Raw genomic sequence first — 12,501 nt, 5'->3', positions numbered from 1 at the left:
TTCCAGTATCGCGCACCATGCTTAATCAGCGGTTTCACCCCCTTCCGGGGCCCGCGTGAACTGGTCGTCAACTGCCCTCGGCGCGGATGATCGGAGTTTGCGTGAAGCAGATGCTCTTTCAGCGCGGCAGGACCGTCACTCCAGGCGGCCATCCCGGCCCGGCTGTAACGGTCGTGGGCCGCGGCGACGGCCTGCTGGTCCGCACCACCGACGCCGACGGCGCGTACATAGAGGTGTTCCTACCGACGGTCGACGTCGCCCACCTCGTCGAGATGCTGGCCGACAATCCGGCGGCCTGGGGCATGAGGCCGCGCTAGCGAGTCCAACGGGCGGCCGCGAACCGCGGTAGCTTCCGCCAACACGCCGTTTCGCGGTCCTGCTCCGCAAATCTGTCGGTCCCGTCAGGGACCATCGAGATGACTAGAGCGGGGGCTCTTCGATGGCGAGAGCGTGGTCGTACTGGACGCGGAACAAGCTCGAGATTCTCGCTGGCTACCTCCCGGCGTTCAACCGGGCCAGCCAGCGCTCGGTCGAGCGCATCTACATCGACCTCATGGCCGGCCAGCCCGAGAACGTCGACCGGGACACGGGTCAGCGGTTCGACGGTTCCCCGCTCATCGCCATGAAGGCCGATCCGGCGTGCACCCGGCTCCGCTTCTGTGAGCTCGACCCCCGCGCGAACCAGCTCGAGGCGGCGCTCGCCGAACAGTTTCCGCGTGACCACCGCTACCGCGTCGTCCACGGCGACTGCAACGTCACGATCGACCAGACGCTCGCGGAGTTGGCCCCATACCGCTGGGCGCCAACGTTCGCCTTCGCCGACCAGCAGGCGGCCGAAGTCCACTGGGAGACGCTGAAGAAGGTCGCCGCCTTCCGGCAGAGCCAGCGCAACCTCAAGGCCGAGCTGTGGATGCTCATGTCCCCCGCCATGATCGCGCGCGGCGTCAGGGGAACCAATGCCGCCGCCTTCATCGATCAGGTCACGCGCATGTACGGTGACGACGACTGGAAGCGCATTCAGGCCGCGCGCTGGCGCGGTGACATCTCGGCGAGCGAGTACCGCGCCGAGATGGTGAACCTGATGCGCGTCAGGCTCGAAGACGACCTGGGCTACCAGTTCACACACCGCATCCCCATGCGGATGCCCAACGACGTGGAGGTCTACGACATGGTGTTCGCGACGGACCACTGGGCGGGCGACAACATCATGCGACACCTGTACAACCGCGCAGCGCAGCGCGAGGAGGGCATGATGCTGCAGGCGCGAAACGCCAAGCGCGAGAAAGAAACCGACGCGCGCGGTGAGGTCGGCCTCTTCCCCGTCAGCGACTTGGCGTTCGACGAGGCGCGGGCGGGCGAAGTTCTCTGGCAGCCACAGCCGACGTGGGACCCCCGCGACCGCGACTGGTGGCCGGTCGATCCGGAGTTCTGAGCGCAGGCATCTGGTCCCAGAGCCGGCCGTCCAGCTCGCGGCCGTGAGCCTTCGGCGTGCGGCCACCCCACTGCTTGAAGAAGAACAAGACCTCAGACTCCAGGCAGTCGTCGCGTATCTGCCGCACCCATCCGGCCTCCATCGGACGGAACCTCGGGCCGGACTCGCCACCGGCGATGACCCAGTCAATCTCGTCGAGGTTGATCCCCGTCAAAGGCCCGATCAACGGCTCACACGAGAGGAAGCGCACCGCCGCGGGCACCTGACGCAGGTCGTCGACGCGCTGGAGAGCCGAGGCATCCTCGACGGACACCCCCATCCAGACGTTGGGCGGCCAGTCGAGCTTCTCGGCCACGCGAATCAGTCGTCGGCTCCGCTTGGTCAGCACCTGGTAGGTGTGCTGCGGCGTCTGCCGCATCACTTCGAAGGCCTCGCGGATGAACCAGAGCGGCACACGCGCGTGGAGCAGGTCCGCCATGGAGTTCACGAAGACGATCCGCGGCCGCTTCCAGCGGAACGGCTCGTCGAGCGAGGCCGGATGGATAGTCACCCCGAAACCCGGCCCGGAGGTCCGCGGGTCACCGTCTTGCTGGTACTTCGCCGCCCCCATCGCTTTAAGGCGCTTCGCGAGGGTCATCGCGTAGCAGTTGTCACAGCCGGCCGAAACCCGGTCGCAGCCCGTCACCGGGTTCCAGGTTGCTTCTGTCCATTCGATCGCCGATCGGTCGGACACAGGCCCCTCCTCCCGTGCTGAATGACATCAGTGTAATTCGGTGAGGCTATCTGCGGTCACCGACAGTCTCGCGCGTCGGCGCCCTGGGTGATCCAATCGCGGCGCGTAGGGGCATCCCGGCGGCGTCTCGACTCGGCCGAGCCAGTGGTCGCGCTCCGCCGAGAGCCACGGCAAGCCGCGGCCGGCCATCGCCTCGCCTCGGGTCTTGGTCCGGTGGCACGTTACGGGACCGGACACCAGTACTGCGTTGGTGCGGGGCGAACGTTACGCGTCAGCCGCGCAATCACTCACCGGAGCAGCCGGCACGCGCATGACGCACGAATCGGCACGTCGGCGCGGGCAACAGCCAGCCTGAGCTGTTGGGCGATAATCGCGGCTTCAGCGCTACGGCCGAGCCGCTGCAAGCATTCATGATAGCCGTGCAGGCTCCACACGTTCCCGGGGTGCTGACAGGGCCTGGCCAGTGTGGGGTCCAGACCGAGGTCGGCGGCATAAACGGCCGCCGCTTCGTCGACGTGTCCTTGCTCCAGCAGCAGCGCTCCGTAAGCATGGCGAGTCGGCTGCATCCAACCCCACGGCTCGTCGTAGGGCAGCGTGTCATCGAGCTTGACTGCGCGTCGCAGATGACCGAACGCCTCCTCGAAGCGCCGCTCACGGTAGGCGATCTCACCGTCAAGCATGGCTGCGGCCACGGCGAGAATGGCGCGACTGGTGTTGTTGAACAGGTAGCGCGAGCCGGGTATGCGCTCGTAAGCCGTCCTGAACGCGGCGCGCTCGGCGTGTGCCGGCGCGAGTTGACCGGTAGCCGCCAGGGCGACGCCGCGTCCATAGTGAATCGTCGCCGTAGTGGTGCAATAGAGGTCTCGATCGTCAGGCAGCGGTTGCGCGATCAGCTCGTCCCACCGGCCGAACCGCACCAGTACGTGCGTCCGCAGCGGCACGAACGATTCGAGCCAGTCGGCCATTGGCGGTGATTCGATCGACAGCAGCTCGGCGGTCAGCTGACCGGCAAGCTCGTCGGCCGCCCGCAGTGCGATCTGCAGCCGGCCTTCGAACATCGCCGAGTACACGACGAAGTGAAGGTTGTGCGCACGGTAGAGCGAGTAGAAGTTCAGCTCTCCCGCATAGCTTAGGAAACGCCGATCTGCTTGCACCGCAGCAAGATTGGCCGTCACTGAACTGCGATAGTCGCCGCACAGCACGTCGATGTGGCTGGGCATGTGCTGCAGATGCCCAGCGTCCGGCACTAATCCGCGCAACAAGTCTGCCGCCGGTAAGGCCTGCTCCGGAGTCGCCGACATCTCCATGGTGTGCAGATACAAATGCAGGATCCCCGGGTGTTCACGACCGGCCGGGGTACCCAACGCCTGATCGAGAATTCGCTTGGCCTCAAGCACACGTGAACCTGCCGCCGGATCACCGGTTCTGGTGTCCCACAACGCCCACGCCGTGACGTTAACCAGCGCGTCGGCGGCGAGCGCTTGTACGTCGAGGTCATCCGGGTAGGCCACCGCGAGAGCCGCCATCGCGTCGGCGTAGGCGGCGCCGCCCGCCACCAGGTTATCGGTGCGAAAGCGGGCCTGTAATGCGGCGATGAGGCCTTGCTCGACGGAGCTGGCACGGCCCTGCGCAGCCAGCTGGAGTTCGCTGCGCGCCCGGGCTAGCGACGAACTCTGGTCGACTGGGTCGAATGCCTCCCACGCCTTGTTGTAGTTGGGCCCAACCGCATACGCAATTCCCCACCGCGCAATGCCCAGTTCGGGATCGAGTTTCAAGGCGCGCTCGAAGCAGCGGATCGCCTCTTCGTGGTTGAACGCATACGCCCACACCAGCCCACGGTCGAACCAGATCTGTGCGCCCGCGGAAGAGGTTTCGACCGGCCGGCGATAGCAGCCCAGATCGAAATACTGCTCGCTGGCAGTCACCCTCGCACTCTAATCCGCACCCGCCGAGTGCGAATCGAGCGACGCCGCCGCGGCGCGTTGCGTCGTGGAACTCACCGTCGGCGTCCCGGCCTACGCCGCAAACGATGCAGCCGAGGCTGATCTCATCGCTCAGCCTCCCGCGGCCAGGTTACCGACCCTGCGCAGCGCTATCCAGGCAGTTGCTGCGGACAGTACACACCTGCCGCGATTGCGGTGAACCGGGCGGCGTTCACCTGGGTGAGCCCCGGGTTGAGGTCTTGGAGGTTCCTGACGACCTCGACCGCCGGTTTGCCGTCCTTCGCCATGTCACACACCTTTTTGCCTACTGCCACCGTCGCCTCAGAATTTTGGTAGGTGATGCCGGCGGCTCCCAGTGCGACCAAGAAGGCTTGATTCTGGTTGGCGTCAGCGCGCGCAGGCACCGCCGTGCCAACCGCGACGGCGACGCCGGTCAGCGTCAGTAGCAGTCTCATAATCGCGCAATGGTCCCAAAGCCATGAAAGTGGATGCACTACTCGTGGCAAACGGAACGTGAACCTAACCCAAACTTCCCCCGGGTCAGCCGCGACTACCTGTGCGGGTATCCCCAAACAGGGCTTTGGGGCAATAGGCGTTGGCCGCGATCGCGGTGAACCTCGCAGCGTTGTCCCCGCGCAGTCCAACATTCGACCTCTGGACTTCGTTGACGACATCGACCATCTGCATCCCACTGGCGACTTGCTCACATACCCATCTGCCGGCCGCGACGGCGCGCGCCGGGTCCGGATACGTGATGCCAGCCCGCTGGAGCGTGACAAGGAACGCGTCGTCGGAGGTGTCGGCATAGGTTGGTGCGGCCATCGCGATCATGGCCGCCACGCCGGCCAACGTCAGCACGAGCTTCATAACGTCCCGATCGTCCCAGACCGGCGCCCCCTCGGCATCTCGGGAACCAGCCGCAAACCTCCCAGCCCGGGGGTCTCCCCTGGCGTCACGGCATGTGTCATCATGCGAGGGTCCTGCGAATAGGGAGCCTAGGAGGCATAGATGCACCGCTGGCTGATCCTCCTTTCCGCCTTCCTCGTCACCGCGGCGGGTGTCCTGACCCTAGCGGCTCCCCACGCCTGGGCCGGCGACGCGCCCATCGGTCACCTCGGCGACACCCTGCGGGTCGACACCGGAACCTACGTCGCGGACGTCACCGTCAGCAGCGTGGTACCCGTCGATCCGCCGCCCGGCTTCGGCTACACACGCAGCGGTGTCCCGGTGAAAAGCTTCCCCGACAGCTCAGTCAACCGAGCCGACGTCACGGTCCGCGCCGTCCGGGTGCCCAACTCCTACATCATGGCGACCAACTTCATGTTCGACGGAGTCACACAGTTCGCCGACGCCTACAAGCCACGACCATGCGACGCACTCGATTGGCTGGACGCCGCGCTGGGCAATGCGCCGCAGGGCGCGATCGTGCGCGGCGGGGTGTATTGGGACGCCTACCGCGATCCGGTCTCCGTCGTGGTCTTGTTGGACAAGAAAACCGGCCAGCACCTCGCACAGTGGAATCTCTGACCTGAGCGTCGACATCGTCACGGCGCAACCCGCCGATGCCGACGAACTGGCCGTCGTCGCCGCGCTCACCTTCCCTATGGCATGCCCGCAGTCGGCGGCCCCCAAGCACATCGCCGAGTTCGTCGAGGCCAACCTTTCGGCGACCCGATTCGCCGAATACCTGAGCGACCCGCGACGCGCCATTCTCACCGCCCGGCATAACGGCCGAATTGTCGGATACGCCATACTCGTTCACGATACCGACGACCGCGATCACTCGGTCGAGTTGTCAAAGTTGTACGTATTAGCTGACTTTCACGGTAAGGGCGTGTCCTCGGCTTTGATGGGCGCCGCGCTGGCTACGGCCGCCGGGTGGGGCGCCCGCAGCCTATGGCTGGGCGTCAACCAGAAAAACCAACGCGCACAACGCTTCTACATCAAGAGCGGCTTCACCGTCAACGGCACCAGGACGTTCCGGCTGGGTCCTCAGCTAGAGCACGACTACACCATGATCCGGCCGCTCAGTAGCTAGTCAGCGCCAACAGACGCGACGTGGCCCGCAGGTACTTCTTGCGATAACCGCCCGCCAGCATCTCGTCGCTGAAGATGGTGTCCAGCTTGGCCCCCGAAGCCACCACCAGGATGCCGGCGTCGTACAGCCGATCGGTGAGCGCCACCAGACGCAGCGCAACGTTCTGATCGTCAATGGCGTGGACGCCGGTCAGAAACACCCCCGTCACCCCTTCGACCAGCGTCAGATACCGCGACGGATGCATGGTGGCTAAGTGCGCACATAGCGCGTCGAAGTCGTCGAGGGTCGCTCCCGGCACCGCCGCGGCGCGCGCGGCGACTTCGTCGTCCGACAACGGCGGCGGCGCCGGCGGCAGGTTCCGGTGTCGGTAGTCGGGCCCCTCGATCCGTACGGTGGTGAAAATGGCTGCCAGCGTGTGGATTTCACGCAGAAAATCTTGCGCGGCAAAGCGGCCCTCACCGAGCTGCTCGGGCAGCGTGTTGGAGGTGGCGGCCACCGACACACCGCGTTCAACCAGCGCCGCCAACAGCCGCGAGATCAGCGTGGTATTACCCGGGTCGTCCAACTCAAACTCGTCGATGCACACCGCCGTGTAGTTCGCCAACAGGTCGATGCACTCGACGAAACCGAACACTCCGGCCAGCTGGGTCAACTCGCCGAAAGTCGCGAACGCCTTAGGCCGCTCTGCCGGCAAAAAGTAGTAGGACGACGCCAGCAGATGGGTCTTGCCCACACCGAACCCGCCATCCAGATACAACCCCACACCAGGCAGCACCGCTGGCTTGCCGAAAAACCTTCTGCGCCCGGCCCGTCGCTGCACGGCCTGTCGGCAGAAGTTCTGACAGGACGCTACGGCGGCCGCCTGCGAGGGATGCGCCGGATCCGGGCGATACGTCGCAAAGCTCACCTCGGCGAACGTTGGCGGCGGCCGCAATTGGGCGATCAGCCGCTCCGGCGACACAGACGGTCGACGATCCACCAACCGTCCTACCCGAGCGGCAGAGGTGGACCCGCGCATGCTGGCACTGTAGCGGCGTGTTGCAATCACATTCATGCCCGCCACCGAGGCCGACCTAGCCTCAGGACGATCCGCTGAAATCCGGCTCACCCTGCTTGGTGCTGACCGACAACTCGACGAAGACGACCTGCCCGACTGCTACGGCTATCCGGCGTACGTCAACGGCACCTGGCTGCGGGCTAACTTCATCAGCAGCCTGGACGGCGCCGCCACGGTAGCAGGCACCAGCGGCGGGTTGGCCAGCCCTGGCGACCGCGCGGTTTTCCTCCTGCTGCGCGCGCTGGCAGATGTCATCGTGGTCGGCGCGGGCACCGTTCGCGTCGAGGGCTACTCCGGTGCTCAGCTGGGCGTCGTCGAACGCCAGCGGCGACAGGCCCGCGGCCAAAGCGAAGTCCCGCAACTGGCGATCGTCACCAGATCAGGTCGTCTCGCCCGGGACCTGACCGTGTTCACGCGTACCGAAGTACCACCGCTGGTGCTCACCGCCGCAGCGGCCGCCGACCAAGCGCGGCGGCTGCTGACCGGTCTCGCCGAGGTCGTCGAGTGCTCCGGCGACGATCCCGGCGAAGTCGACGAGGCAGTACTGCTGGCCAGGCTCGCAGACCGCGGCATGCGTCACATCTTGACCGAAGGCGGGCCGATGCTGCTTGGATCGTTCATCGGGCGCGAGTTGCTGGACGAGCTGTGCCTGACGATCGCCCCTTTTGTGGTGGGCGGCCTGGCCCGGCGCATTGTCACTGGAGTCGGCACGCTGCAGACCCGCATGCGCTGCGGTCATGTGCTTACCGACGACTCCGGCTACCTGTACACCCGCTACGTCAAAGCATGAGCGCGCGCCGGAGGGTGGCTACTGTGGTCGGCATGAGTCGGCACATCTCGTCCGCCACGATGCTGGTCTCGCTGGCCGTCTGCGCAACCACGGTGTTGGCCGGCTGCGTGCCGATCCTGGGCGCCAACCCGCGCTTTGCCACCAACACCGGCGCCCGACCGCAAGGCGCCGCCACCACAACGGCACCGCCGAGCGGTCCTCCACCGATTGCCGCGCCCAAGAACGATTTGTCGTGGCGCGACTGCTCGTCGCAGGTTTTCGCGGACGCGGGTGTGCCCGCCGCGCCGGGCGTCAAGCTAGAGTGCGCGGCGTTCGATTCCGACCTCGATCCGGTCAACGGCGGGTCCGGGTCGGTCAGCATTGGCGTGGTCCGGGCCCGCTCCGGCCAAACTCCGCGCGACGCGGGACCGCTGGTCTTCACCACCGGCTCGGACCTGCCGTCATCAACACAGTTACCGGTCTGGCTGTCGCGTGCGGGCGTCGACGTGCTTCGCACCCATCCGATCGTCGCCATCGACCGTCGCGGCATGGGCATGTCGAGCCCGATCGATTGCCGGGACAGCTTTCAGCGCGACGAGATGCGCGATCAGTCGCAGTTCCAGACCGGCGACGATCCGGTGGCCAACCTCTCGGCAATCTCCAACGAGGCCACCACCAGCTGCACCGATACCATCGCACCCGGTGACTCCGCCTACGACAACGGACATGCCGCCACCGATATCGAACGACTGCGCAATATCTGGGATGTGCCCGCGCTGGCCGTAGTCGGCATCGGCAACGGCGCGCAAGTGGCACTCACCTACGCCGGGTCGCGTCCCGACAAAGTCGCCAGGCTTATCCTTGACTCCCCCATTGCGTTGGGTGTCAGCGCCGAAGCCGAAGCCGAACAGCAGGTCAAAGGTCAGCAGGCCGCGCTGGATGCGTTCGCCGCGCAGTGCGTCGCGGTGAACTGCGCGCTCGGACCCGATCCCAAGGCGGCCGTCACCGCACTACTCAACGACGCCCGGTCCGGTAGAGGCCCTGGCCGGGCGTCGGTGGCGTCGATCGCCAACGCGATCAGCACCGCGCTGGGATTTCCCACCGGCGACCGCGTTGGCACCACCACCAAGCTGGCCAGCGCGCTGGCGGCCGCCCGTGCCGGTGACCTGAACCAGCTGTCCAACTTGATCAACCGCGCTGATGCCCTCCAAGACACCGACGGCCAGTTCGTTAATTCGTGCAGCGACGCCGTCAACCGACCCACCCCGGACCGGGTACGCGAACTGGTGGTCGCCTGGGCGAAGATCTATCCGCAGTTTGGCACCGTCGCCGCGCTCAATTTGGTCAAATGCGTGCACTGGCCGACGGGTTCGGCGCCGCAAGCGCCCAAGCAGCTTAAGGTCGACGTGTTGTTGATGGGAGTGCAGAATGACCCGATCGTGGGCCTCGAAGGGGTCGCCCAGACGGCGGCGACAGTCATCAACGCCAACGCAGCCAGCAAGCGGGTGATGTGGCAGGGCATTGGCCACGGCGCCAGCATTTATTCGTCGTGCGCGGTGCCGCCGTTGATCGGTTATCTCAACGACGGAAAGCTGCCCGGCACCGACACCTACTGTCCCGCCTGACATCTGCCGGCTGACTGCGCCGGTGTACGGTGCGCTGGTGACGGCAGTTGACTCGACCCGAAGCGGCCTGCACGAATTGATGCTGGCCGCGTTTCGCCCGCACACCGGCACGCCAACCACGGCGTCGATAGTCCGCGCGGCGCTGTGGCCGGCGGCAATACTGTCGGTGCTGCACCGCAGCATCGTGCTCACCACAAACGGCAACATCACCGACGACTTCAAGCCCGTATACCGCGCGGTGCTCAACTTCCGGCATGGCTGGGACATCTACAACGAGCACTTCGACTACGTCGACCCGCATTACCTCTACCCTCCCGGCGGCACCTTGTTGATGGCACCGTTCGGATATCTGCCCTTCGCGCCGTCGCGCTACCTGTTCATTCTGATCAACACGGTGGCCATCCTGATCGCCTGGTATTTGTTGTTGCGGTTGTTCAAGTTCACGCTGTCCTCGGTGGCAGCCCCCGCCCTGCTGCTGGCTATGTTCGCCACCGAGACGGTGACCAACACGTTGGTGTTCACCAACATCAACGGCTGCATCCTGCTACTTGAAGTGCTGTTCCTCCGGTGGCTGCTGGACGGAAGAACCAGCCATCAATGGTGGGCCGGTGCGGCCATCGGCCTGACGCTGGTGCTCAAACCGCTGCTCGGTCCGTTATTGTTGCTGCCCTTGCTGAACCGCCAGTGGCGGGCGGTGGTGGCCGCCATCGTGATACCTGTCGTCGTCAACGTGGCCGCCCTGCCGTTGGTGAGCCACCCGATGGACTTTTTCACTCGGACGCTGCCCTACATCTTGGGCACCCGCGACTACTTCAACAGCTCAATCCAGGGCAACGGCGTGTATTTTGGCCTGCCGACGTGGCTGATCGTGTTCCTGCGGCTGCTGTTCACGGCGATCGCCATCGGCTGCTTATGGCTGCTGTACCGCTACTACCGCACCCGCGACCCGCTGTTCTGGCTCACCACATCGTCGGGTGTGCTGCTGCTGTGGTCGTGGCTGGTGATGTCGTTGGCCCAGGGCTACTACTCAATGATGTTGTTCCCGTTCCTGATGACGGTCGTGCTGCCAAACTCGGTGCTGCGGAACTGGCCGGCCTGGCTGGGGATCTACGGGTTCATGACGCTGGACCGCTGGCTGCTGTTCAACTGGATGAGGTGGGGCCGCGCGCTGGAATACCTGAAGATCACCTACGGCTGGTCGTTGCTGCTGATCGTGACGTTGACCGTGCTCTGCTTCCGCTATCTGGATGCCAAGGCGGAAAACCGGCTGGATAGCGGCTTGGATCCGGCCTGGCTGAGCGCCGAGCGGGAGCGCGCGCGGTGATCGCAAGCGCGGCGGAGCCGGGTGCAGCGGGTCACCGCCGAGCGGCAGCGCGCGGTGATCGCAAGCGCGGCGGAGCCGGGTGCAGCGGGTCACCGCCATCGGCACTAGCGTGGAGGCATGACGCGTCCGAAGCTAGAGCTGACTGACGACGAGTGGCGCCGAAGGCTCACGCCGGAGGAGTTTCACGTGCTGCGCCGCGCCGGCACCGAGCGGCCGTTCACCGGCGAGTACACCGACACGAAAGCGCCAGGCGTCTACCAATGCCGGGCTTGCGGTGCCGAACTGTTCCGGAGCACCGAGAAATTTGAGTCGCACTGCGGCTGGCCGTCGTTTTTCGATCCGTCGAGCTCCGAAGCGGTGATCCTGCGTGCGGACCACTCGCTGGGGACGACACGCACAGAAGTGCTGTGCGCGAACTGCCACAGCCACCTCGGCCATGTGTTCGCCGGTGAGGGCTACCCGACGCCGACCGATCAGCGTTACTGCATCAACTCCATCTCGCTGCGCCTGGTGCCGACGGACTGAGTGGTAGACCTAGGACCGCCTGCGCCACAGCGAGAGCGAGGGCGTCAGTCCACCCGGGTGGCATGCACTTCCCAGAACGGGGCGTGCATCCGCCCGTTGGTCAGCCACGGTTCCATCACCCGGAATCGCTCCAGCATTGACTGCACTTGATCGGCCATGTCCGGATTTCGCGCGGCCATCATCTCGAACGTCTCGACGCACACATTGATCTGATAGGTCGTCGTCCCCAGGTAGGTGATCGCCCAGCCGCCGACCGGCAGCACATCACGAAAGTCGTTCTCGGACAACGTACGCGGCAGGGTGAAGCCATTCACGTTGTGTTCACCGAATTCGAACATGTAGAGCCGCGCTCCCGGCTTGGTGGCCCGATGCAGCGCCTGCACATAGGACTTTTGCAACTCCGGGGCGGTGCTGAAGGTGTGATAGAAGGCGCAGTCGACGACGGTGTCGAACCGGCCCTCGAGCCCGGCCAGCTCGGTGGCGTCGGCCACCCGGAAATCGACTGATACGCCGGCTTTATGCGCGTTCTCGCGGGCGCGCTCAATGGCGGCCGCCGACCCGTCGATGCCGGTAGCCGAATATCCGTTGGCGGCGTAATAGATGGCGTGGTGACCGGGGCCGGTCCCCGGATCGAGCACCTCACCCTCGATCGCGCCCACCGCGACGAGTTGCCGCACCACCGGCTGCGGGCCGCCAATGTCCCACGGCGTTGCGGCCGGCAAACCGTGCGACATCCGATCGTCGCGATACATCTCCTCGAACCGGGTCGGATCGGTCGGGTCAAATTCAGTCATGAGGGTTGCACCGGCGCACTCACGGCAACGAGCTCACCAGGTGCTCGACCGGCACCCGTGGACCGGTAAAAAACGGTGTCTCGGCCCGCGTATGCCGTCTAGCGTCGGTGGCACGCAGGTCCCGCATTAGGTCAACAATGCGGTCTAACTCCGGAGCCTCGAACGCCAAAATCCACTCGTAATCGCCCAACGCGAACGCCGGCACGGTGTTGGCCCGCACATCCTTGTATCCGCGGGCCGCCATGCCGTGCTCGGCGAGCA

Annotated in this window: 15 protein-coding genes; 8 read left to right on the top strand and 7 right to left on the bottom strand. The window is 65.6% G+C overall.

What is annotated here, in order from left to right:
* Positions 1 to 101: 101 nt before the first annotated feature.
* Together F0Q45_RS19980 and F0Q45_RS19975 are read left to right on the top strand one after the other, a co-directional pair.
* Positions 102 to 317, top strand: a complete 216-nt coding sequence (locus tag F0Q45_RS19980; protein ID WP_149655594.1) for a hypothetical protein — start codon at positions 102 to 104, stop codon at positions 315 to 317.
* 122 nt (positions 318 to 439) lie between these two features.
* On the top strand, positions 440 to 1,432 hold the full coding sequence (locus tag F0Q45_RS19975) for a three-Cys-motif partner protein TcmP (RefSeq protein ID WP_149655593.1): 993 nt from the start codon (positions 440 to 442) through the stop codon (positions 1,430 to 1,432).
* Here the strand turns inward: F0Q45_RS19975 and F0Q45_RS19970 are convergent.
* The 4 genes from F0Q45_RS19970 to F0Q45_RS19955 form a co-directional block, all read right to left on the bottom strand.
* The gene (locus F0Q45_RS19970) at positions 1,323 to 2,165 is read right to left on the bottom strand and encodes a DUF5131 family protein (protein WP_149655592.1); all 843 of its coding nucleotides are present in this window, start codon (positions 2,163 to 2,165) and stop codon (positions 1,323 to 1,325) included. The two genes, F0Q45_RS19975 and F0Q45_RS19970, sit on opposite strands and share 110 nt — an antisense overlap.
* A 287-nt stretch (positions 2,166 to 2,452) precedes the next feature.
* Positions 2,453 to 4,090, bottom strand: a complete 1,638-nt coding sequence (locus F0Q45_RS19965; protein WP_149655591.1) for a tetratricopeptide repeat protein — start codon at positions 4,088 to 4,090, stop codon at positions 2,453 to 2,455.
* 167 nt (positions 4,091 to 4,257) lie between these two features.
* Positions 4,258 to 4,563, bottom strand: a complete 306-nt coding sequence (locus tag F0Q45_RS19960) for a DUF732 domain-containing protein (protein WP_149655590.1) — start codon at positions 4,561 to 4,563, stop codon at positions 4,258 to 4,260.
* Between the two features lie 85 nt (positions 4,564 to 4,648).
* Positions 4,649 to 4,975 carry a DUF732 domain-containing protein gene (locus F0Q45_RS19955; protein WP_149655589.1) on the bottom strand — a complete coding sequence of 109 codons (327 nt, stop codon included), beginning with the start codon at positions 4,973 to 4,975 and terminating at the stop codon, positions 4,649 to 4,651.
* Positions 4,976 to 5,116: 141 nt separating this feature from the next.
* Between F0Q45_RS19955 and F0Q45_RS29480 the strand changes: the two genes are divergently transcribed.
* Entirely contained in the window at positions 5,117 to 5,635 is a 519-nt protein-coding gene (locus tag F0Q45_RS29480; protein WP_262491078.1) for a hypothetical protein, read from the top strand.
* Between the two features lies 1 nt (position 5,636).
* Complete coding sequence (locus tag F0Q45_RS19950; RefSeq protein ID WP_373425043.1) at positions 5,637 to 6,146, top strand: GNAT family N-acetyltransferase; 510 nt, start codon at positions 5,637 to 5,639, stop codon at positions 6,144 to 6,146.
* Here the strand turns inward: F0Q45_RS19950 and zapE are convergent.
* Positions 6,136 to 7,200 (bottom strand): cell division protein ZapE, encoded by a 1,065-nt coding sequence (zapE, locus tag F0Q45_RS19945; RefSeq protein ID WP_149655587.1) that lies wholly within the window; start codon positions 7,198 to 7,200, stop codon positions 6,136 to 6,138. The two genes, F0Q45_RS19950 and zapE, sit on opposite strands and share 11 nt — an antisense overlap.
* On the opposite strand from zapE, the gene F0Q45_RS19940 reads away from it, so the two are divergent.
* The 4 genes from F0Q45_RS19940 to msrB all read left to right on the top strand — a co-directional run bounded on the left by F0Q45_RS19940 (position 7,199) and on the right by msrB (position 11,446).
* A complete protein-coding gene (locus tag F0Q45_RS19940; protein ID WP_149655586.1) occupies positions 7,199 to 7,993 on the top strand; it encodes a pyrimidine reductase family protein in 795 nt (264 codons plus the stop codon). The genes zapE and F0Q45_RS19940 overlap by 2 nt on opposite strands.
* A 14-nt stretch (positions 7,994 to 8,007) precedes the next feature.
* Positions 8,008 to 9,597: an alpha/beta hydrolase gene (locus tag F0Q45_RS19935; RefSeq protein ID WP_149655585.1), complete on the top strand. Its 1,590-nt coding sequence runs from the start codon at positions 8,008 to 8,010 to the stop codon at positions 9,595 to 9,597.
* A 22-nt stretch (positions 9,598 to 9,619) separates the two neighbouring features.
* Positions 9,620 to 10,921, top strand: coding sequence for an arabinofuranan 3-O-arabinosyltransferase (gene aftC, locus F0Q45_RS19930; RefSeq protein ID WP_149655584.1), 1,302 nt, complete (start codon positions 9,620 to 9,622; stop codon positions 10,919 to 10,921).
* A gap of 117 nt (positions 10,922 to 11,038) precedes the next feature.
* Positions 11,039 to 11,446, top strand: a complete 408-nt coding sequence (gene msrB / locus F0Q45_RS19920; RefSeq protein ID WP_149655583.1) for a peptide-methionine (R)-S-oxide reductase MsrB — start codon at positions 11,039 to 11,041, stop codon at positions 11,444 to 11,446.
* A 44-nt stretch (positions 11,447 to 11,490) separates the two neighbouring features.
* Here the strand turns inward: msrB and F0Q45_RS19915 are convergent, their stop codons facing one another.
* Positions 11,491 to 12,240: a class I SAM-dependent methyltransferase gene (locus F0Q45_RS19915; RefSeq protein WP_149655582.1), complete on the bottom strand. Its 750-nt coding sequence runs from the start codon at positions 12,238 to 12,240 to the stop codon at positions 11,491 to 11,493.
* A gap of 19 nt (positions 12,241 to 12,259) precedes the next feature.
* A partial coding sequence (locus tag F0Q45_RS19910) for a chlorite dismutase family protein (RefSeq protein ID WP_149655581.1) occupies positions 12,260 to 12,501 on the bottom strand: 242 nt, incomplete at its 5' end.

It is taken from the genome of Mycobacterium simiae (assembly GCF_008370645.1).
GTDB classification, from domain to species: domain Bacteria; phylum Actinomycetota; class Actinomycetes; order Mycobacteriales; family Mycobacteriaceae; genus Mycobacterium; species Mycobacterium simiae_A.
This window is presented reverse-complemented; position numbering and strand designations above follow the sequence as displayed.